Source organism: Pantoea sp. YU22 (assembly GCF_003970755.1).
GTDB classification, from domain to species: Bacteria; Pseudomonadota; Gammaproteobacteria; order Enterobacterales; family Enterobacteriaceae; genus Pantoea; species Pantoea piersonii.
This window is the reverse complement of record NZ_RYDU01000001.1, coordinates 26996-48701: the sequence shown is the minus strand read 5'-3', so window position 1 is coordinate 48701 and position 21706 is coordinate 26996. Positions and strand designations below refer to the sequence as shown.

At 56.8% G+C, this 21706-nt stretch carries 20 protein-coding genes and 2 tRNA genes; 1 reads left to right on the top strand and 21 read right to left on the bottom strand.

Annotation, left to right across the window (positions count from 1 at the left end; translation table 11 throughout):
* Positions 1 to 66 precede the first annotated feature (66 nt).
* The 21 genes from EKL29_RS00265 to sdhC all read right to left on the bottom strand — a co-directional run bounded on the left by EKL29_RS00265 (position 67) and on the right by sdhC (position 19666).
* Positions 67 to 142: transfer RNA gene (locus EKL29_RS00265), tRNA-Lys, on the bottom strand.
* A gap of 68 nt (positions 143 to 210) precedes the next feature.
* Positions 211 to 286 (bottom strand) — tRNA-Lys (locus EKL29_RS00260).
* Positions 287 to 452: 166 nt separating this feature from the next.
* A complete protein-coding gene (gene cpoB / locus EKL29_RS00255) occupies positions 453 to 1265 on the bottom strand; it encodes a cell division protein CpoB (RefSeq protein WP_120451495.1) in 813 nt (270 codons plus the stop codon).
* A 9-nt stretch (positions 1266 to 1274) separates the two neighbouring features.
* Positions 1275 to 1799 (bottom strand): peptidoglycan-associated lipoprotein Pal, encoded by a 525-nt coding sequence (pal, locus tag EKL29_RS00250; RefSeq protein ID WP_120451493.1) that lies wholly within the window; start codon positions 1797 to 1799, stop codon positions 1275 to 1277.
* A gap of 50 nt (positions 1800 to 1849) precedes the next feature.
* Positions 1850 to 3145 (bottom strand): Tol-Pal system beta propeller repeat protein TolB, encoded by a 1296-nt coding sequence (tolB, locus tag EKL29_RS00245; protein ID WP_120451491.1) that lies wholly within the window; start codon positions 3143 to 3145, stop codon positions 1850 to 1852.
* 112 nt (positions 3146 to 3257) lie between these two features.
* Positions 3258 to 4580 carry a cell envelope integrity protein TolA gene (tolA, locus tag EKL29_RS00240; RefSeq protein ID WP_120451489.1) on the bottom strand — a complete coding sequence of 441 codons (1323 nt, stop codon included), beginning with the start codon at positions 4578 to 4580 and terminating at the stop codon, positions 3258 to 3260.
* A gap of 26 nt (positions 4581 to 4606) precedes the next feature.
* Positions 4607 to 5035, bottom strand: coding sequence for a colicin uptake protein TolR (gene tolR, locus EKL29_RS00235; RefSeq protein WP_033751683.1), 429 nt, complete (start codon positions 5033 to 5035; stop codon positions 4607 to 4609).
* A gap of 13 nt (positions 5036 to 5048) precedes the next feature.
* The gene (tolQ, locus tag EKL29_RS00230) at positions 5049 to 5735 is read right to left on the bottom strand and encodes a Tol-Pal system protein TolQ (RefSeq protein WP_120451487.1); all 687 of its coding nucleotides are present in this window, start codon (positions 5733 to 5735) and stop codon (positions 5049 to 5051) included.
* A complete protein-coding gene (gene ybgC, locus EKL29_RS00225; RefSeq protein WP_120451485.1) occupies positions 5732 to 6136 on the bottom strand; it encodes a tol-pal system-associated acyl-CoA thioesterase in 405 nt (134 codons plus the stop codon). Before ybgC ends, tolQ begins: the two co-directional genes overlap by 4 nt.
* 177 nt (positions 6137 to 6313) lie before the next feature.
* Positions 6314 to 6607, bottom strand: a complete 294-nt coding sequence (gene ybgE, locus EKL29_RS00220; protein ID WP_126688558.1) for a cyd operon protein YbgE — start codon at positions 6605 to 6607, stop codon at positions 6314 to 6316.
* Positions 6607 to 6720, bottom strand: a complete 114-nt coding sequence (gene cydX, locus EKL29_RS00215; RefSeq protein ID WP_120451481.1) for a cytochrome bd-I oxidase subunit CydX — start codon at positions 6718 to 6720, stop codon at positions 6607 to 6609. Before cydX ends, ybgE begins: the two co-directional genes overlap by 1 nt.
* Before the next feature lie 15 nt (positions 6721 to 6735).
* Entirely contained in the window at positions 6736 to 7875 is a 1140-nt protein-coding gene (gene cydB / locus EKL29_RS00210; RefSeq protein ID WP_126688557.1) for a cytochrome d ubiquinol oxidase subunit II, read from the bottom strand.
* A gap of 11 nt (positions 7876 to 7886) precedes the next feature.
* Complete coding sequence (cydA, locus tag EKL29_RS00205) at positions 7887 to 9458, bottom strand: cytochrome ubiquinol oxidase subunit I (protein WP_120451477.1); 1572 nt, start codon at positions 9456 to 9458, stop codon at positions 7887 to 7889.
* A gap of 616 nt (positions 9459 to 10074) precedes the next feature.
* The gene (sucD, locus tag EKL29_RS00200) at positions 10075 to 10950 is read right to left on the bottom strand and encodes a succinate--CoA ligase subunit alpha (protein ID WP_013025067.1); all 876 of its coding nucleotides are present in this window, start codon (positions 10948 to 10950) and stop codon (positions 10075 to 10077) included.
* Complete coding sequence (sucC, locus tag EKL29_RS00195; RefSeq protein WP_120451475.1) at positions 10950 to 12116, bottom strand: ADP-forming succinate--CoA ligase subunit beta; 1167 nt, start codon at positions 12114 to 12116, stop codon at positions 10950 to 10952. The genes sucD and sucC overlap by 1 nt, the downstream gene beginning before the upstream one ends.
* Positions 12117 to 12189: 73 nt before the next feature.
* Positions 12190 to 13410, bottom strand: coding sequence for a 2-oxoglutarate dehydrogenase complex dihydrolipoyllysine-residue succinyltransferase (gene odhB / locus EKL29_RS00190; RefSeq protein ID WP_120451473.1), 1221 nt, complete (start codon positions 13408 to 13410; stop codon positions 12190 to 12192).
* A 16-nt stretch (positions 13411 to 13426) separates the two neighbouring features.
* On the bottom strand, positions 13427 to 16234 hold the full coding sequence (sucA, locus tag EKL29_RS00185) for a 2-oxoglutarate dehydrogenase E1 component (RefSeq protein ID WP_120451471.1): 2808 nt from the start codon (positions 16232 to 16234) through the stop codon (positions 13427 to 13429).
* A gap of 203 nt (positions 16235 to 16437) precedes the next feature.
* Positions 16438 to 17154 (bottom strand): succinate dehydrogenase iron-sulfur subunit, encoded by a 717-nt coding sequence (locus EKL29_RS00180; RefSeq protein ID WP_120451469.1) that lies wholly within the window; start codon positions 17152 to 17154, stop codon positions 16438 to 16440.
* 14 nt (positions 17155 to 17168) lie between these two features.
* Positions 17169 to 18935 carry a succinate dehydrogenase flavoprotein subunit gene (gene sdhA, locus EKL29_RS00175; RefSeq protein ID WP_120451467.1) on the bottom strand — a complete coding sequence of 589 codons (1767 nt, stop codon included), beginning with the start codon at positions 18933 to 18935 and terminating at the stop codon, positions 17169 to 17171.
* On the bottom strand, positions 18936 to 19283 hold the full coding sequence (gene sdhD / locus EKL29_RS00170) for a succinate dehydrogenase membrane anchor subunit (RefSeq protein ID WP_120451465.1): 348 nt from the start codon (positions 19281 to 19283) through the stop codon (positions 18936 to 18938).
* Entirely contained in the window at positions 19277 to 19666 is a 390-nt protein-coding gene (sdhC, locus tag EKL29_RS00165) for a succinate dehydrogenase cytochrome b556 subunit (protein WP_081136285.1), read from the bottom strand. The genes sdhD and sdhC overlap by 7 nt, the downstream gene beginning before the upstream one ends.
* 633 nt (positions 19667 to 20299) lie before the next feature.
* Between sdhC and EKL29_RS00160 the strand changes: the two genes are divergently transcribed.
* Positions 20300 to 21589 (top strand): citrate synthase, encoded by a 1290-nt coding sequence (locus EKL29_RS00160; RefSeq protein WP_126688556.1) that lies wholly within the window; start codon positions 20300 to 20302, stop codon positions 21587 to 21589.
* Positions 21590 to 21706 lie beyond the last annotated feature (117 nt).

The window sequence follows — 21706 nt, the reverse complement described above, 5'->3', positions numbered from 1 at the left end:
CTTTAGGTTGTGAAGCGATGCTGAAGTTTCGCAGTAACAGAGAAAAGAACCTGTTCGCTGAGAAGATGGTGGGTCGTGCAGGATTCGAACCTGCGACCAATTGATTAAAAGTCAACTGCTCTACCGACTGAGCTAACGACCCATCTTTAGGTTGTGAAGCGATGCTGAAGTTTCGCAGTAACAGAGAAAAGAACCTGTTCGCTGAGAAGATGGTGGGTCGTGCAGGATTCGAACCTGCGACCAATTGATTAAAAGTCAACTGCTCTACCGACTGAGCTAACGACCCATCTTCAGGCTTGCCAGACACATTTGTAATCTGTCCCGGCAACGGCGGCATATATTACTGATTTACCGATGTAGCGCAACCCTTATTTTCCACCAGCGGCGTCAACTGCTTACCTTTCATGCTGCCAGACCAGAAATCAGGCAAAATCCGGTGCTGGCTGCACAAATTACAGCCCGTCGAGGCGTTTTTGCGCCTGCTTTGCTGAATCGGTATTGGGGTAAAGTTTGATCACCTGCTGGTAAACCGCTTTAGCTTTCGCCGTGTCGTTTTTCTCCTGCATGATGACGCCAACCTTTAGCAACGCTTCAGAGGCTTTCGGCGACTTCGGGTAATTTTTCACCACGGTGGCGTAATAATAAGCCGCGTCGTCTTTTTTACCTTTGTTGTAATTCAACTGCCCCAGCCAGTAATTGGCGTTCGGCTGATAAGTTGAATCAGGATAGCGCTTCACCCACGCCTGCAGCGCGGCGATCGCCTGGTCATACTGTTTCTTTTCCAGAATCAGCGCTACCGCAGCGTTATAGTCGCTGTTAGCGTCGCCGCTCTGCACCGGCGCGCCTGATGAGGCCGCTGCGGCGCCTGCGCCCGCACTGGCCGCCGCACCCGCACCTGCATCAGCGCCTGCAGCCGGTGCGGCAGCGCCGCTTTGCGCCGCATTATTCGCGCCGCTGCTGCTCAGGCTGTCGATCTGCTGATAGAGCTGCTTTTGCCGCTCGATGACCTGATTAAGCTGGTAGCTGTTTTGCTGGATTTGCCCGCGCAGGGAATCGATATCGCTTTGGTTGTCGCTCATCTGCTGCTGCAGTTGCTGCAGAAGCTGAGCCTGGGCATTGGAAATTCGTTCAAGATTGGTGACACGGTCTTCGACCGAGCCAGAGCCGACGCTACTGATTGACGCCTGGGCATTAGCGGCCCAGGGGGCCGCTACGCCAACCAGTAACGACAGACCCAACAGATGAAGTCTGAAGTTACTAATCATGTGATTCTCTTAGTAGACCAGAACGGCACGACGGTTTTTAGAGTAAGCCGCTTCGTCATGACCCAGAACAGCCGGTTTCTCTTTACCGTAAGAGACGATAGACATCTGGTCAGCTGACACGCCTTTGCCCTGCAGGTACATCTTCACGGCGTTAGCACGACGCTCGCCCAGTGCGATGTTGTATTCCGGCGTACCGCGCTCATCCGCGTGACCTTCGATGGTCACTTTGTATGACGGGTTGCCGCGCAGGAAGGCTGCGTGCTGGTCCAGCATCTGAGCGTAATCAGACTGCACGTCATATTTGTCCAGACCGAAGTAAACGATGTTGTTCTGCTGCAGCTGCTGCATCTGCAGACGCGCCTGCTCGTCAGAAGACATGTTGCCGCTGCCGTTCATGCCAGAACCGTTGCCGTAAGCGCCATCAGCGCCCATGCCAGTCTGGTCGTTATTGTTGTTTTTGTGTGAGCTACAAGCGGCTACAGCCAGAACCGGCAGAGCCAGCATCAACCCTTTCAGCACTTTGTTCAGTTGCATTTCAAAATCCCATTATTGTTAGATGTTTGCTTAACCCGCAGAAACGGGTATCACAGATACGGCGACCAGGCAGGGAATTTAACCTGTCCATCGGTTGCCGGAAGACGCGCTTTGAAACGCCCATCGGTTGAGACCAACTGCAACACGGAACCCATCCCCTGAGTAGAGCTATAGATTACCATCGTGCCGTTCGGTGCCAGGCTTGGCGTTTCATCCAGGAACGTGTTCGTCAACGTTTGGACGGCACCCGTTTCCAGATCTTGTTTGGCGACGTGCTGCGCACCACCGCTGGTGCTGATCATCACCATAGACTTACCATCGGTTGAGACGTCCGCATCCTGGTTTTGTGCGCCTTCCCAGGTAATACGCTGCGGCGTGCCACCGTTGATGCCAATTTTGTAGATTTGCGGCGCACCAGCCTGATCCGAGGTATAGGCCAGCGTCTGGCTGTCCGGGAACCAGGTCGGTTCGGTGCTGTTATAGCGTCCGTCGGTTATCTGACGCGTCTGGCCTGAGCCCAAATCCATTACGTAAAGGTTAAGACTGCCGGTTTTCGACAGGGCGAACGCCAGTTTAGAGCCGTCCGGAGAGAACGCCGGCGCGCCGTTGTGACGCGGATAAGAAGCGACCTGACGGATAGCGCCGTTAGAGAGCGTCTGCACCACCAGCGCCGATTTGCCGCTTTCAAAGGTGACGTAAGCGACTTTGGAACCGTCCGGCGACCATGCAGGCGACATCAGCGGCTGCGGCGAGCGATGCACCACAAACTGGTTGTAACCATCGTAATCCGCTACGCGCAGCTCATACGGGAACTGGCCGCCGTTGGTCTGCACGACGTAGGCGATACGGGTGCGGAACGCGCCCTTGATGCCCGTCAGCTTTTCAAACACTTCGTCGCTGGCAGTGTGCGCCGCATAGCGCAGCCACTGTTTCGTGACCTTGAAGGAGTTCTGGGCGATAACATTGCCCGGCGAACCGGCGGTATCGACCAGCTGGTAAGAAACCTGATAGCTGCCGTCCGGGTTCGACTGAACCTGACCGACGACTACCGCGTCGATGCCCAGCGCGGTCCATGCCGCAGGCTGAACTTCCTGGGCGCTGGTCGGCTGCTGCGGCAGACGAGAAACGTCCAGCGGATTGAACTTGCCGCTGTTGCGCAGGTCAGCGCCGACGATGCCGCCGACATCTTCCGGCGCCGCGCCGGAACCGGCCCATTTAAAAGGCACAACGCCAATTGGACGGGCCGTGTTGACGCCCTGTGTAATTTCGATGCGGACTTCTGCATGCAGCATGGCCGCCCACAACAGTATAAAAAAGCCTAACGTGACACGAAGAGCTTGCTTCATCTTATCTCCCTTATCTGAACCTCAGTCCACGATAACTGGCACAGTTCCTGAAAAACATGACTTCTGTTTGTTTACGGCTTAACCATAGATCAAGCTGACGTAAGATACTGCATTATTGCGGCTTGAAATCCAGCGGCGCGTTCTTAAAGACCTGATAAACGTCCTGCGTCGGCGGCTTAGGAATACGCGCCTGACGCGCGGCCGCTAACGCCGCCTGACAGAGCGCGGGATCGCCCCCTTCCGCTTTGGCGTCAATCAGCAAACCATCCGGCGCCAGCTTGATGCGCAACGTACAGGTACGACCCTTGTAGTTTTCCCAATCGTAAAACTTACTCTGGATCGCTGCCTGGATCTGGCCCGCATAGTTGCTGATATCCGCACCGGACGCGCCCGATTTTTTCTGGTTGCCCTGCCCTGCCGGCGCGCCGCCGCTGGCGTTGCCGCTCTTCGGCGCATTTTTGCCGGAGGTGAGGCCGCCAAGCAGATCGTCAACGTCGCTGCTGTTTTTCGCCGCTTCCGCCGCTGCTTTTTTCTTCGCATCGGCTTTCGCTTTAGCCGCCGCTTCCGCTTTGGCCTTCGCCTCGGCAGCTGCTTTCTCTTTCGCGGCCTCCGCCTTCTCTTTCGCGGCCTCCGCTTTTTCTTTGGCTTCCTGCGCGGCCTTCTCTTTGGCCGCTTCGGCTTTCTCTTTCGCTTCCTCAGCGGCCTTCTCTTTTGCCGCCTCGGCTTTTTCTTTCGCTTCCTGCGCGGCTTTCGCTTTGGCATCCGCCGCTGCTTTCGCTTTCGCCTGCGCCTCGGATTTTGCCTTCGCGTCAGCAGCTGCTTTGGCGTCAGCAACCGCTTTCTCTTTCGCAGCAGCGGCGGCGGCGGCTTTCGCCTGCTCTTCCGCCTTTTTCTTCGCGTCGGCAGCAGCCTGTTTTGCCTGCTCTTCCGCTTTCTGCTTCGCTTCAGCGGCGGCTTTCGCCTGCGCCTGCGCTTCAGCTTTCGCATCGGCTTTGGCTTGCGCGGCGGCGGCTTCGGCCGCTTTCTGCTGCTCCTGCGCCGCTTTAGCAGCCGCTTCCGCCTGTTTCTGCTGCTCAGCCTGCTCTTTGGCCGCTTCCTGCGCCTGCAGGCGCTCTTTTTCCAGCGCCTTCAGACGTTGCTGTTCAGCGGCCTGCTTCTGTTGCAGCTCTTCAGCCTGCTGCTGCGCCTGCTTCTGACGCTGCTGCTCGGCGCGCTGGCTGTCGCTTTTCTGGTTCTGCTGACGATTGTACTGTTCCACTACAGCGCCGGGATCGACCATTACCGCGTCGATATCGCTGCCGCCGCCACCGCCGCTCGCCTCAATATTCTCGTTGAACGAGCTCCAGACCAGCAGCGCGATCAGCACGACGTGGAGAGCTATCGATATAATTATCGCGCGCTTTAACTTCTCGTTTTGCTCGGTTGCCTTCGACACACTCGGTTCCCAAAAACGGTTCGACTTTAAATCGGCTGCGTCATCAAACCGACAGATTTAACGCCTGCCTGATGCAGCAGGTTAAGCGCTTTAATAATTTCGTCGTAAGGCACATCCTTTGCGCCGCCAATTAAAAAGACGGTTTTTGGATTCGCCTCAATGCGACGCTGCGCTTCGCTTACCACCTGTTCCGGCGGCAGCTGCTCCATACGATCGTGATCCACCACCAGGCTGTACTGGCCAACGCCCGAGACTTCTACAATCACCGGCGGATTATCGTCGCTGGAGACCGTTTTCGAATCGGTGGCGTCCGGCAGATCCACTTCTACGCTCTGGGTAATAATCGGCGCTGTCGCCATAAAGATCAGCAGCAGCACCAGCAGGACGTCGAGCAGCGGAACGATATTGATTTCCGATTTCAGGTCGCGGCGACCGCGACCACGTACTCTGGCCATGAGTTACCTCCGCTTACTTCGCGTTATCGCTGGAGAAAGCCTGACGGTGCAGGATGGCCGTGAACTCTTCCATAAAGTTGTCGTAGCCCTGCTCCAGCTTATTGACGCGCTGGTTCAGTCGGTTATAGGCCATGACTGCCGGGATCGCGGCAAACAGACCGATCGCGGTGGCGATCAGCGCTTCGGCGATGCCCGGCGCAACCATCTGCAGCGTCGCCTGTTTTACCGCGCCCAGCGCGATAAAAGCATGCATAATGCCCCAGACGGTGCCGAACAGACCGATATAGGGGCTGATAGAGCCGACGGTGCCAAGGAACGGAATATGGTTCTCCAGGGTTTCCAGTTCGCGGTTCATTGAGATGCGCATGGCGCGGCTGGCGCCTTCGACCACGGCTTCAGGCGCGTGGCTGTTAGCGCGATGCAGACGGGCGAACTCTTTGAAGCCGGCATAGAAAATCTGCTCTGAACCGCTCAGCTCTTCGCGACGTCCCTGGCTCTCCTGGTAGAGACGAGAAAGCTCAATGCCAGACCAGAATTTGTCTTCGAACGCTTCCGCCTCGCGTCCCGCCGCATTCAAAATACGGGTGCGCTGAATAATGATGGCCCAGGAGGCAATGGAAAAGCCGATCAAAATCAACATGATAAGTTTGACCAGAAGGCTCGCCTTCAGGAACAAATCAAGAATGTTCATGTCAGTCACTGCTTGAACTCCGCGACAATAGACTTGGGAAGCGCAATCGGCTTCATAAGATGTGGGTTAATGCAGGCAATCAGGACTTCTGCTTCATTCAGGACTTTGCCTTCTGCATTCACGATACGCTGGGAAAATGTCATGGTCGCGCGCGTCATCGCGGTGACTTCGCTCTGGATTTCCAGAAGGTCATCAAGACGTGCCGCCGAAACATAGTCCACCGTCATGCGCCGCACCACAAAAGCAACCTGCTCTTCCAGCAGAGTTTGCTGATTGAAATGGTGCTGACGCAACATCTCGGTACGTGCTCGTTCATAAAAAGCGATATAGCTGGCATGGTAAACCACGCCACCGGCATCGGTATCTTCGTAATAGACCCGAACCGGCCAGCGAAACAGCGTTGTACTCACTCTACATCCCGGTCTCGTTTTTAAACGTTGCTACTATACGCAAGAGATTTGGGGTTGGGAATGGGATGCCAGAGCCAGGAGAAAATAATTATCGGACGGAAACAAACGGAAGGATTTTCAGTAGATTTCTTGACCTGCCGCTGACAATACTCCACAGCCAGCGGCAGCTGTTACAGGTTATCGCCAGAACCAGTAGAGAGCCAGCAACAGGACGATCAGGGCCACCAGCGGCGAGAAGAGCGCCTGCCAGCGCGTACGGCGCGGGTGAAAGCCTACGCCGTGGATCACGCCAGCGCATACCGCCCAGATCACCAGAATGCCTTGCCATACCGACAGGGTGCTGGTGCGCGCGGCGTAGCGCGAGGGATCCCAGAACAAACAGCCCGCCACAATCAGCGCCAGAATGAGCGAAAGGGCCCGCAGGGGCCCTTTGTTCATCAGACGATATGCCGTCCGAATCAGCTTGCGCATCAGGCACGCTCGTCCTGTGCGGCGCTCTCTTCAACATGCTCAAGCGCCAGCGCGGTGATCACGCCAAAAGCGCAGGCCAGCAGGGTGCCGAGAATCCAGGCAAAATACCACATGCGTCGTCTCCTTAATCAGTAGAGAGAGTGCGTATTGCGCTCAATATGTTCTTTCGTGATACGCCCGTACATCTTGTAATAGCACCAACTGGTGTAGGCCAGAATAATGGGCACGAAGATGATGGCGGCAAAGGTCATAACCGTCAGCGTGCGCTGGCTGGAGGTGGAATCCCACATCGTCAGGCTCATGCCGGGTTCGATGCTTGACGGCATGACAAAGGGAAACAGCGCAATACCTGCGGTCATGATGACACACGCCAGCGTCAGCGATGAGCTGACAAACGCCCAGCCGCCCTTCTCGCTGCGCGAGAACATCACCGTCAGCAACGGCAGCACCACGCCGAGCAGCGGAAAGAGCCACAGCGCCGGCATATGATTAAAGTTCGCCAGCCAGGCGCCCGCCTCGCGTACAACGGTTTTTCCCAGCGGGTTCGACGCCGCGTGGTGATCGATAGCGCTGGTGATGACATAACCATCGATGCCATATTTCACCCAGACGCCCGCCAGCACGAAACAAACCATCATCACCAGCGCGGCGACCTGCGACACGGCGCGCGAACGCAGGTGCAGTTCGCCAGTGGTGCGCATCTGCAAATAGGTTGCGCCCTGCGTCAGAATCATCGCCACGCTGATAACGCCCGCCAGCAGCCCGAACGGATTGAGCAGCTGGAAAAAGTTACCGGTGTAGTCGAGGCGTAAATATTCATCCGCATGGAACGGCACGCCCTGCAGCAAATTGCCGAACGCCACGCCAATCACCAGCGGCGGAACGAAGCTGCCAAGAAAGATGCCCCAGTCCCACATGCCGCGCCAGCGCATATCTTCAATTTTAGAACGATAATCGAAACCTACCGGACGAAAAAAGAGTGACGCCAGCACCAGAATCATCGCCACGTAGAAGCCAGAGAAGGCGGCGGCATAGACCATCGGCCAGGCGGCGAACAGCGCCCCACCTGCGGTGATCAGCCAGACCTGGTTGCCGTCCCAGTGCGGCGCGATGCTGTTGACCATAATGCGGCGTTCGGTATCGTCGCGTCCCATCAGGCGCGTCAGCATGCCGACGCCCATATCAAAACCGTCTGCCACGGCGAAGCCCACCAGCAAGATGCCGACCAGCAGCCACCAGATAAAGCGCAGAACTTCATAATCAAACATGGTTGCTCTCCTTAACCGCGTACCGGCTCAGCCGCCGTCGGGACCTGCTCATGGTGATATCGTCCGGTTTTCAGGCTGCTCGGACCCAGGCGCGCGAATTTAAACATCAGATACATTTCCGCCACGAGGAACAGCGTGTAGAGACCGCAAATCAGCAGCATGGAAAAGAGCAAATCGCCCACGGTCAGGGAAGAATTCGCTACCGAGGTCGGCAGCACTTCGCCGATCGCCCAGGGCTGGCGGCCATATTCGGCGACAAACCAGCCCGCTTCCACCGCGATCCACGGCAGCGGAATGCCGTAGAGCGCCGCTTTCAACAGCCAGCGATGCTTGCCAATACGGTTGCGGATCACGCTCCAGAACGAGAAGGTGATGATGCCCAGCAGCAGCACGCCCGCCAGCACCATAATGCGGAAGGCGAAATAGAGCGGCGCCACGCGCGGAATAGAATCTTTTACCGCCTGCTGGATCTGCGCTTCAGTCGCATCCGCCACGTTCGGCGTATAGCGTTTCAGCAGCATGCCGTAGCCCAGATCCTGCTTGCTCTGGTTAAACGCCTCGCGCACCGCCGGATCTTCGCTGCCGCTGCGCAGCTGGTTCAGCAGCGCATAGGCTTTCATGCCGTTGCGGATACGCACCTCATGCTGCGCCATCAGATCTTTCAGGCCGGTTACCGGCGTATCGATAGATCGCGTCGCAATCAGGCCAAGCAGCCAGGGGATCTGCACCGCATCGGCGTTTTCATGTTTCTCCTGATTTGGCAGGCCGAACAGCGTAAAGGCCGCTGGCGCAGGCTGGGTTTCCCATTCAGCCTCAATAGCGGCGAGTTTGGTTTTCTGCACGTCGCCCATTTCGTAGCCCGACTCGTCGCCCAGCACAATCACCGAGAGCACTGCAGCCATGCCGAAGCTGGCGGCGATGGCGAAAGAACGTTTCGCGAAGGCGACATCGCGTCCTTTAAGCAGATACCAGGCGCTGATGCCGAGGATAAAAATGGCGCCGGTGGTGTAGCCCGCCGCGACGGTATGCACGAATTTCACCTGCGCCACCGGGTTAAGCACCAGTTCGGAGAAGCTCAGCATCTCCATGCGCATGGTTTCATAGTTGAATTCAGAGGCGATGGGATTCTGCATCCAGCCATTCGCCACCAGGATCCAGAGCGCCGAGAGGTTGGATCCCAACGCCACCAGCCAGGTGACTGCCAGATGCTGCGTTTTGCTCAGGCGATCCCAGCCGAAGAAAAACAGGCCGACAAAGGTGGATTCCAGGAAGAACGCCATTAACCCTTCAATGGCGAGCGGCGCACCGAAAATGTCGCCGACGTAGTGAGAGTAATAAGACCAGTTGGTTCCGAACTGAAACTCCATGGTCAGGCCGGTGGCCACGCCCAGCGCAAAGTTAATTCCGAATAACTTGCCCCAGAATTTGGTCATATCTTTATAGATTTGTTTGCCGCTGAGGACGTAAACCGTTTCCATAATAGCCAGCAAAAACGCCATACCGAGCGTTAACGGGACAAACAGGAAATGGTACATCGCCGTTAAGGCAAACTGTAAACGCGACAGCTCGACGATATCTAACATAATGACTCCTTGCTCCTCGCATGACCTTATTCTGCGAATAACAACGGCGAACAGCAGGTATTGACGCAGAGAATAAGATTCAGGAACGACTGATTATTGATTCCAGTTTTTTGTTACCGACGGCTCACAGTGATCCGCGGCCCGACGTGAGCGAGTAACGGTAGTGAAACTTCCCCTAAAAGCATCCTCAGTCCGTTCCGGGCAGGCGAGAGAACAACTGCCGCCATCCGATTATTGATCTCTGGCGCAATCTCCTGGATGTTTCTGGAAATGACTGAATTGATGCAGCGCAATTAAAACCGGTTGGCTTACGCTTTGCCAGCGGTAAAGTTTGTTAAATATCGAGAAGTTTTGATCTGGATTAACGCTTTTAATTTCCAGATATGTAGTCTGAAGATTATTGTTAATTAGTTGTCACAGAGAAATGGCGTAATTTAGAAAAGCATTACCTTTAATTTTACTTTTTAACTCTACTTCCAAAAAGAAACTCCTTTTTTTTCCGCCACGCCAGCCTCTTTTTACCCGCTCTGTAATGGGAGTTTCCGCCGCGCCGGCTTTCTTTTGGGCAAAAAAAAGCCACCCCGAAGGGTGGCCTGAGTGCTGATGCGTAACGCGCTTATTTCGCTGGCAGCACCGCTTTTACCGCGTCGCCAATATCCGCCAGGCTGCGAACGGTTTTCACGCCTGCCGCTTCCAGCGCAGCGAACTTCTCGTCCGCTGTGCCCTTGCCGCCGGCGATAATAGCGCCTGCGTGGCCCATACGTTTGCCTTTCGGCGCGGTCACGCCTGCGATGTAGCCGACAACCGGTTTGGTGACGTGCTCTTTAATAAACGCCGCCGCCTCTTCTTCCGCGCTGCCGCCGATCTCGCCGATCATGACGATCGCTTCAGTCTGCGGATCATCCTGGAACATTTTCAGGATGTCGATGAAGTTAGAACCCGGGATCGGGTCGCCGCCGATGCCGACACAGGTAGACTGGCCGTAGCCGATGTCTGTGGTCTGCTTCACCGCTTCATAGGTCAGGGTACCGGAACGCGACACGATGCCGACGCGGCCTGGCTGGTGAATGTGGCCCGGCATGATGCCGATTTTGCATTCGCCTGGGGTGATCACGCCCGGACAGTTTGGTCCGATCATGCGCACGCCCGCTTCGTCCAGCTTCATTTTCACCGTCAGCATATCCAGCGTCGGGATGCCTTCGGTAATGGTAATGATCAGCTTGATGCCTGCGTCGATCGCTTCCAGGATGCCGTCTTTACAGAACGGTGCGGGAACATAGATTACCGTCGCAGTCGCACCGGTCGCTTCTACCGCTTCACGCACGGTGTTGAACACCGGCAGGCCCAGATGCGTGGTGCCGCCTTTGCCCGGCGTAACGCCGCCGACCAGCTGCGTGCCGTAAGCCAGCGCCTGCTCAGAGTGGAAAGTCCCCTGACCGCCAGTGAAACCCTGGCAAATCACTTTAGTGTTTTTGTCGATCAGAATAGACATTATTTCCCCTCCGCAGCCGCAACAACGCGCTGTGCCGCGTCAGTCAGGCTGGTTGCTGCAATGATGTTCAGTCCGCTGTCCGCCAGTTTCTGCGCGCCCAGCTCGGCGTTGTTTCCTTCCAGACGTACCACGACCGGTACGTTGACGCCCACTTCAGCGACGGCGCCGATGATGCCGTCAGCGATCAGGTCGCAGCGCACGATGCCGCCGAAGATGTTAACGAAGACCGCTTTTACCGCGTCGTCGGAGAGGATGATTTTGAAGGCTTCAGTTACGCGCTCTTTGGTCGCGCCGCCGCCCACGTCAAGGAAGTTAGCTGGCTGGCCGCCGTGGTGCTTCACGATGTCCATGGTGCCCATCGCCAGACCTGCGCCGTTAACCATACAGCCGATGTTGCCTTCCAGCGCGACGTAGTTCAGTTCCCACTGCGTTGCGTGCGCTTCGCGCGGATCTTCCTGGCTCGGATCGCGCATTTCGCGCAGCTCCGGCTGACGGAACAGCGCATTGCCGTCCACGCCCAGCTTGCCGTCGAGGCAGACCAGATCGCCCTGCTTAGTGATCACCAGCGGGTTGATCTCAACCAGCGCCAGATCGCGCTCCAGGAACATGGTCGCCAGGCCCATAAAGATTTTAGTGAACTGGCTGACCTGTTTGCCGGTCAGGCCCAGTTTGAACGCCAGCTCGCGGCCCTGATAAGGCTGCGGACCGGTCAGCGGATCGAGCGCCATTTTGTGGATCAGGTGCGGCGTCTCTTCCGCTACTTTCTCAATCTCAACGCCGCCTTCGGTCGAGGCCATAAAGACCACGCGACGGGTAGCGCGATCGACTACCGCGCCCAGATAGAGTTCCTGATCGATATCGGTCGCCGCTTCAACCAGGATCTGGTTTACCGGCTGGCCTTCTGCGTCAGTTTGATAGGTCACCAGGCGTTTGCCCAGCCAGTTTTCAGCGAAAGTACGGATATCTTCCTTGCTGTTGACCACTTTCACGCCGCCCGCTTTACCGCGTCCGCCGGCATGAACCTGACATTTAACTACCCACGGGCCTGAACCAATTTTAGAGGCCGCTTCTTCCGCTTCGCGTGGCGTAGTACAGGCGTAGCCCGTTGGTGCCGGCATACCATACCGTGCAAACAGCTGTTTCGCCTGGTATTCGTGTAAGTTCATGATGTTCTATCCATTCAGGTCTGAAAAGAGTAATAAGGTTGGGCGCGCGTTCAATCGGCGCGCCCGGCGAAAATCAGACGTCCAGCAGCAGACGCGCCGGATCTTCCAGCAGCTCTTTCACCGCCACCAGATAGCCGACTGATTCACGGCCGTCGATCAGACGGTGATCGTATGAGAGCGCCAGATACATCATCGGCAGCACCACGACCTGACCATTCACCGCCATCGGACGATCCTTGATGGCATGCATGCCCAGGATCGCGCTCTGCGGCGGGTTGATGATCGGCGTCGACATCAGCGAGCCGAAGACGCCGCCGTTGGTGATGGTAAAGTTACCGCCGGTCAGCTCTTCAACCGTCAGCTTGCCGTCGCGGCCTTTCACTGCCAGCTCTTTAATTTTCTTCTCGATGTCCGCCATGCTCAGCGCGTCGACATCTTTCAGCACCGGTGTCACCAGGCCGCGCGGCGTGGAGACTGCGATGCTGACGTCGAAGTAGTTGTGGTAAACCACGTCTTCGCCGTCGATAGAGGCGTTAACTTCCGGGAAACGCTTCAGCGCTTCCACCACCGCCTTCAGATAGAAGGACATAAAGCCCAGACGCACGCCGTGACGCTTCTCGAAGGACTCGCCGTACTGCTTGCGCAGATCCATGATCGGCTTCATGTTCACTTCGTTGAAGGTGGTCAGCATGGCGGTGCTGTTCTTCGCTTCCAGCAGACGCTCGGCCACGCGCTTACGCAGGCGCGTCATCGGCACGCGTTTTTCGCTGCGGTTAGCGACAGCGGTCTGCGGCGCAGCTTCAGCGGCGGCAGGAGCAGCTTTGGCCGCTTCCGGTTTCTTCGCCAGATGTTTTTCCACATCTTCGCGAGTGATACGACCGCCTACGCCGGTGCCTTTAATCTGCGATGCGTCCAGATTGTGCTCGGCAATCAGACGACGGATCGCCGGGCTCAGCGTATCGTTGCTCTCTTCTTCCAGCGACGCCGTCTGACGCTGCGCCGGAGTTGACTCGTTGGTGTCCGCTTTAGCGCTGGTCTCTTTGCCTGCGCTGTTGCCTTCTTTCAGGCGACCCAGGATCTGGCGCGAAGTGACGGTCGCGCCTTCATCTTCCAGTACGGCTTCCAGTACGCCGTCAGCCTGGGCCGGCACTTCCAGTACCACTTTGTCAGTTTCGATCTCTACCAGCACTTCGTCGCGGCTTACCGCATCGCCTGGTTTTTTGTGCCAGGTTGCCACGGTGGCATCGGCAACGGATTCAGGCAGGTCGGGAACGAGAATATCTACGCTACTCATTATCTTTCCTTTTAAATTAACCAAGGTTCAGCGCGTCATTAACCAGGTCTTGCTGCTGTTGTTGATGTACGGACATATAGCCCACAGCCGGCGAAGCGGAAGCCGGACGGCCCGCATAGCGCAGCGAAGCGCCGAACGGAACCACTTCGCGGAAGTGATGCTGGCTACAATACCATGCGCCCTGATTCAGCGGCTCTTCCTGACACCAGACGAAATCTTGCACATGGGCATAATCTTTTAACGCATCCTGCACCGCTTTATGCGGGAACGGATAGAGCTGCTCGATACGCACGATGGCGACATCGGTCTGCTCGTTTTTACGGCGCTGCTCAAGCAGATCGTAGTAGACCTTACCGGAACAGAGCACCACGCGTTTCACCTGCTGCGGATCGAGCGCATCGATTTCGCCAATCGCGGGCTGGAAGCTGCCGTTAGCCAGTTCGTCCAGCGAAGAGACCGCCAGCGGATGACGCAGCAGCGATTTCGGCGACATGACGATCAGCGGACGGCGCATACCGCGCAGCGCCTGACGACGCAGCATATGGTAGACCTGCGCCGGGGTAGACGGCACACACACCTGCATGTTCTGCTCTGCGCAGAGCTGCAGATAACGCTCCAGACGCGCTGAAGAGTGTTCCGGGCCCTGACCTTCGTAGCCGTGTGGCAGCAGCATGACCAGACCGCACATGCGGCCCCACTTCTGCTCGCCGGAGCTGATGAACTGGTCAATCACCACCTGCGCGCCGTTGGCGAAGTCGCCGAACTGCGCTTCCCAGATCGTCAGGGTACGCGGTTCAGCGGTGGCGTAGCCATATTCGAACGCCAGCACCGCCTCTTCCGACAGTACGGAGTCCCACACCTTGAACTGCCCCTGTCCATTATGGATATGGTGCAGCGGCGTATAGGTGGAGCCGTTGGACTGGTTATGGATCACCGCATGGCGATGGAAGAAGGTGCCGCGGCCGGAATCTTCGCCAGAGAGGCGCACCGGAATGCCCTCATCCACCAGCGTGGCGTAGGCCAGGTTCTCCGCGCCGCCCCAGTCGAAAGGCTTGTTGCCTTCGGCCATCTCTTTACGATCATTGTAGATTTTCGCGACGCGTGCCTGCACCTCGACCGCTTCCGGGATCTGGCTGATACGGCGTGCCAGTTCCTGCAGACGTTTCGGTTCGACGGTTGACGGGTAGCTTTCATCCCACTCATGGTTGAGATAAGGCGACCAGGTAAAGGAGTGCAGGCTCATTGGACGCCATTCGGCTACCACGCACTCGCCCGCATCCAGCGCGTCGCGATAGAGATTCACCATCTCGGTCGCGTCTTCCGGGCTGGCGGAGCCTTCCGCCTCCAGACGATCGGCGTAGAGCTTACGCGGCGTCGGATGCTTTTTGATTTTCTGATACATCAGCGGCTGGGTTGCGCTCGGCTCGTCGGCTTCGTTATGGCCGTGACGGCGGTAGCAAACCAGGTCGATAAAGACGTCGCGCTTAAAGGTATTGCGATAATCGAGCGCCAGGCGAGTCACAAACGCCACCGCTTCCGGATCGTCCGCGTTGACGTGGAAAATCGGCGCCAGCACCATCTTACCGATATCGGTACAGTATGGCGTCGAGCGCGCGTCACGCGGGTTGGAGGTGGTGAAGCCCACCTGGTTGTTGATAACGATACGAACGGTGCCGCCGACTTCATAGCCGCGCGCCTGAGACATGTTCAGGGTTTCCTGCACCACGCCCTGGCCGATAACCGCGGCGTCGCCGTGGATAGTGATCGGCAATACCTGATTGCTGCCCGGCGAATCGAGACGATCCAGACGCGCGCGCACCGAACCCATAACTACCGGGCTGACGATTTCCAGATGCGACGGGTTGAACGCCAGCGCCAGATGCACCAGACCGCCTTCGGTCTCCACGTCTGACGAGAAGCCCATATGGTATTTTACATCGCCGGTGCCGAGGTGATCTTTATGCTTGCCGGAGAACTCGTCGAAGAGATCCTGCGGCTTTTTGCCCAGCACGTTGATCAGCACGTTAAGACGACCGCGGTGCGCCATGCCCAGCACGACTTCGCGCGTGCCGCTCTTGCCCGCATGGCGGATCATTTCGCGCAGCATCGGGATCAGCGCATCGCCGCCTTCCAGCGAGAAGCGTTTCGCGCCCGGGAATTTCGCGCCAAGGTATTTTTCCAGCCCTTCTGCCGCGGTCAGCTCTTTCAGGAAACCTTTTTTCTCTTCGCTGCTAAAGGCAGCGCGGCCCGCCACCGATTCCAGGCGCTGCTGGATCCAGCGCTTCTCTTCGGTGTTGTTGATGTGCATGTACTCTGCACCGATGGAGCCGCAATAGGTCTGCTGTAGCGCTTCATAGAGATCGGCCAGCTTCATGGTCTCTTTGCCGATGGCGAAAGAGCCTACGTTAAAGCTTTCCTGAAAATCGGCGTCGGTCAGATCGTGAAAGGCGGGATCGAGGTCAGCGACGCGATCCTGCTTCCACAAACCAAGCGGGTCGAGATTCGCATGCTGATGGCCGCGAAAACGGAAGGCGTTAATCAGCTGCAGGACTTTAACCTGCTTTGAATTGGCGGCCGGATCGGAAACGGTGGAGGTGTAACGAGATGCATCTTTCGCCAGGCGACGAAAGTATTCGCGCGTGGTGGAGTGAAACTGTTCAGGTTTCACGCCGGTGCCCGGCAGCTGTTGGAACATCGTGCGCCACACTGCATCGACAGAGTCCGGATCGGTCAGGAAATCCTCATAGAGTTGCTCTATGTAAGACTGGTTCGCGCCGGCCAGCCAGGAGGAGTCCAGCCAGGGCTTCATCGCGCTGTTCTGCATTGTGATCCCTTAAGCATTACTATGCTTTTTTGAGGTTTCATTTGTTGCCGCTTTCGCGGTTTGCCGTAGTGAGTTCAGCGATACGAGCCTGTGCGCTCACACGCGCCCTGCCCGTAAGGGAACCTTGCTAAGCGTGGCGCCGCCGCGCTTAGCAAGGCTTCCGTAAAACGCCGGGAACCTGAGGTTCCCGGACGGATAAGGTTTTATGCATTCCGTTGCAGCAGCATCGACTTGATATGGCCGATGGCGCGCGTCGGGTTAAGCCCTTTCGGACACACGCTCACACAGTTCATGATGCTGTGACAGCGGAAAACGCTGAAAGCGTCGCTCAGGTTGTCCAGGCGCGCATTGGTTTCCGTGTCGCGGCTGTCGATCAGGAAGCGATACGCGGCGAGCAGACCAGCAGGACCGACGAACTTATCCGGGTTCCACCAGAACGACGGACAGGAGGTTGAGCAGCAGGCGCAGAGAATACACTCATACAGGCCATCCAGATGCTCACGCTCGGCAGGCGTCTGCAGATGCTCGCGCGCCGGCGGATTCTCTCCATTATTCAAGAGGTAAGGCTTAATCTTCTCATACTGCGCATAGAATTGCCCCATATCCACAACCAGGTCGCGGATAACCGGCAGGCCCGGCAGCGGACGGATCACAATCTTCTGCTTGCCGTTGCCCAGCGCGGAGACCGGCGTGATGCACGCCAGGCCATTTTTACCGTTCATATTGAGGCCGTCGGAGCCGCACACGCCTTCACGGCAGGAGCGACGAAACGCCAGCGTCGGGTCTTTCTCTTTCAGACGGATGAGCGCATCCAGCAGCATCATGTCGCGCCCGTCTTCCGATTCCAGAGTGTAATCCTGCATGCGCGGCGCGGCGTCGACCTCAGGATTGTAGCGATAAATAGAAAACTCGAGTCTCATGATCGTCTCCGCAATTAGTATGTACGCACTTTCGGCGGGAAGGCCGCGCGCAGTTTCGGCTGCATGTTCACCTCGCGGCGCGTCATGCTCTCGGTTTCGGGGACGTAGAGACTGTGGCACAACCAGTTTTCATCATCGCGATCCGGGTAGTCGAATCGACTGTGCGCGCCGCGGCTCTCGGTGCGGAAGTTTGCCGCAACCGCCGTGGCGTAAGCCGTTTCCATCAGGTTATCCAGCTCCAGGCACTCAATACGCTGGGTATTGAAGTCCGGTGAACGGTCATCCAGACGGGCTGATTTCAGACGTTCGCGAATCTGTTTCAGCTCTTCCAGACCCTGCTTCATCGCATCGCCTTCACGGAATACTGAGAAGTTGTTCTGCATGCAGCGCTGCAGCGCTTTACGGATTTCGACCGGATCTTCGCCAGTGGTGTTGTTTTCCCAGCGGTTGAAGCGCGCCATAGCGGCGTCGATCTCTTCCGTCGTGGCGTCGCGCAGCGGACCTTGCTGTTCGATGCACTCCATCAGGTGTACGCCGGCCGCGCGGCCGAACACCACCAGGTCCAGCAGCGAGTTGCCGCCGAGACGGTTGGCGCCGTGCACCGATACGCAGGCGATTTCGCCGACGGCGAACAGCCCAGGAATGACTTCATCTTCGCCCTGCGCATTAACGCGCAGCGCCTGGCCGGTAACTTTGGTCGGAATACCGCCCATCATATAGTGGCAGGTCGGGATAACCGGAATCGGCTCTTTAACCGGATCGGCATGCGCGAAGGTGCGCGACAGCTCCAGGATGCCCGGCAGACGCGATTCCAGCACTTCTGCGCCCAGGTGATCGAGCTTCAGCTTGATGTGCGGGCCCCACGGGCCATCGCAGCCGCGTCCTTCGCGGATTTCGATCATCATAGAACGCGCAACCACGTCGCGGCCTGCCAGATCTTTAGCGTTCGGCGCATAACGCTCCATAAAGCGCTCGCCATGTTTGTTCAGCAGGTAGCCGCCTTCGCCGCGGCAGCCTTCAGTCACCAGTACGCCCGCGCCAGCGATGCCGGTCGGGTGGAACTGCCACATCTCCATATCCTGCACCGGCACGCCTGCGCGCAGCGCCATGCCGACGCCGTCGCCGGTATTGATATGCGCGTTGGTGGTCGACTGGTAGATACGGCCCGCGCCGCCGGTCGCCAGAATAGTTGCTTTCGCTTTGAAGTAGACGGTTTCGCCGGTTTCAATGCAGATCGCCGTACAGCCGACGATGGCGCCATCCTGGTTTTTTACCAGGTCGAGCGCATACCATTCGGAGAAGATAGTGGTTTTGTTCTTCAGGTTCTGCTGATAGAGCGTATGCAGCAGCGCGTGGCCGGTACGGTCCGCCGCCGCCGCGGTGCGTGCCGCCTGCTCGCCGCCGAAATTTTTCGACTGGCCGCCGAACGGACGCTGGTAGACGCGGCCATCCTCCAGACGGGAGAACGGCAGACCCATATGTTCCAGCTCCAGAATCGCTTCCGGGCCGGTTTTACACATATACTCGATCGCGTCCTGGTCGCCGATATAGTCGGAACCTTTCACGGTGTCATACATGTGCCATTCCCAGTTGTCTTCATGGGTGTTACCGAGCGCGACGGTAATGCCGCCCTGCGCAGACACGGTGTGGGAACGGGTCGGAAAAACTTTCGATAACAGGGCGCAGGTCTGGCCCGACTGGGAGATTTGCAATGCGGCACGCATACCTGCGCCGCCTGCGCCGATCACCACGGCATCAAATTCTCTGACTGGCAAATTCATTTACACACCCCACACCACAACAGTTCCATAGATTGCATACCACAGCAGCGCAACCACGATCGCCATCTGCAGAATCAGACGGACGGCCAGATGCTTGACGTAATCGGTCAGCACTTGCCACATTCCAATCCAGCCGTGGATCAGAATGGAGAACAGCGTCAGCAGGGTGAAAACTTTTGTGAATGACGAGGCGAAGAAGCCGCGCCAGACGTCATAGGTCAGCGTATCGGTCAGGGCGATGAAGCCGACAATGTAAATGATGTAGAGCGTAATGAGGATTGCCGAAGCGCGCAGCAGCAGCCAGTCCTGAATGCCACTACGGCCCAACGCGGATGCATTGCTTACCATACGAGAACTCCAGCCAAAATTGAAAGCACGACAGTAATGCCAAAGGAGACCCAGGCGGATTGACGGCCGATAGCCAGCGTCTCAGCCAGGTAACCAAAATCCATCAACATATGACGAATCCCGCCCACCGTGTGGAATGCCAGCGCCGTGAGAATGCCCCACAGAATAAACTTCACGAAGAAGCTATCCATAATGGCGGCAGCGTGCTGAAAACCTTCCGGGGAAGAGAGAGAAGTGCCCAGCAACCAGAGCAGGATACCGAGGGCCACAAAGGTAATGACGCCGGAAACGCGGTGGAGAATGGACGATATTGCAGTAACGGGAAACCGGATCGTCGAGAGATCCAAGTTGACAGGTCTTTGTTTTTTCACGGTTTTGCCCACACAGCTCTTTTTTATTTTGCTTCCTCCGGTCCCTGAGGCGGAGTCGAATCACAGGTGTGTTCAGACTTTAACCGTCACCAAATCAGCAACATCCAGTGTTAATTGACGCGGTAGAAACGCTGGGTGGCTCCTGGTGTCAGGGGGTTTCCGGAGACCTGGCGGCAGTATAGGACGATCACATTCTTATTACAATTACCCTACAATCTCTTTGGGTACATTTGAGTGAAACAGTGATCTGACTCACGAATTTCACATTTAATACAAATTTAATTATCTGATTTGACAAAAGTTCAACAATTCAGTTACAAACTAGGGCATCAAACCCCAGTGATGCACAAAAGTTATGGGGATACACTTTCCCCTAAGCACAAGTTATGTAACATTCTGATTGTGAGCACCCTAAAACAACAGGTTGTTGATTACCAGGAAGTTATGTCCAGACCGGATCTTTAACAACCGCGATATGCAGATTTTCATGACTGCCTCGTTCCCTGTCGGGACACGCCTCTCACTCTGTACCCTGCACCCGCGTTGTTACCGCAGAGTGTTATTGTGAAGTAAATGGCGACCGCAACATGACCGCTTTTCAGGTGTCTAAGATCCATACTTACATAAGGCGCTATGGAGACGAAAATGACAGATAAAAAAGTGACGCTAACCCTACAAGATGAATCGGTGCTTGAGCTGGACGTGCTGAAAGGCACGCTGGGCCAGGATGTGGTTGATGTCCGCGCTCTGGGTTCAAACGGCCTGTTCACCTTTGATCCGGGTTTCACTTCTACAGCGTCCTGCGAATCCAAAATCACCTTTATCGATGGCGATGAAGGTATCCTGCTGCATCGTGGCTTCCCTATCGATCAGCTAGCGACCCACTCCAACTATCTGGAAGTGTGCTATATCCTGCTGAACGGCGAAGCGCCAACGCAGCAGCAGTTTGAAGAATTCCGCGAGACCGTGACCCGCCACACCATGATCCATGAGCAGATTACCCGTCTGTTCCACGGCTTCCGTCGCGACTCTCACCCGATGGCGGTAATGTGCGGCGTCACCGGCGCGCTGGCAGCCTTCTACCACGATTCGCTGGATGTGAATAACGAGCGTCACCGTGAAATCGCCGCGTTCCGTCTGCTGTCCAAAATGCCGACCATGGCGGCAATGTGCTACAAATATTCTATCGGCCAGCCTTTTGTTTATCCACGCAACGATCTCTCCTACGCGGGTAACTTCCTGCATATGATGTTCGCTACGCCTTGCGAAGAGTACAAGGTGAACCCGGTGCTGGAACGCGCCATGGACCGTATTCTGATCCTGCATGCTGACCATGAGCAGAACGCCTCTACCTCTACCGTACGTACCGCTGGCTCTTCCGGCGCCAACCCGTTCGCCTGTATCGCGGCAGGCATCGCCTCGCTGTGGGGACCGGCGCACGGCGGCGCGAACGAAGCCACACTGCGCATGCTGGAAGAGATCAGCACCGTTGAGCATATTCCGGAATTTGTGCGTCGCGCGAAAGACAAAAACGACTCTTTCCGCCTGATGGGCTTCGGTCACCGCGTGTACAAAAACTACGACCCGCGCGCGACCGTTATGCGCGAAACCTGCCATGAAGTGCTGAACGAGCTGGGCATGAAGGATGACCTGCTGGAAGTGGCGATGGAGCTGGAACATATTGCGCTGAACGACCCCTACTTTATCGAGCGCAAACTCTACCCGAACGTCGATTTCTACTCTGGCATTATTCTGAAAGCGATGGGCATTCCGTCATCAATGTTCACGGTGATCTTTGCCATGGCGCGTACCGTCGGCTGGATTGCGCACTGGAAAGAGATGCACGACGAAGGTATGAAAATTGCCCGTCCGCGTCAGCTCTACACTGGCTATACCGAGCGCGAATTTACCTCTGCGCTGAAAAAAGAAGATTAAGGCAATATAAAAAGCGGAGAGAAATCTCCGCTTTTGCTTTTTGGCTCTGTGCCAACGCGGGTAACTGGGCTCGATCGCAAAGTCGCTTTTCGCATCCCTGCTCGCTCGTCCCGCGCC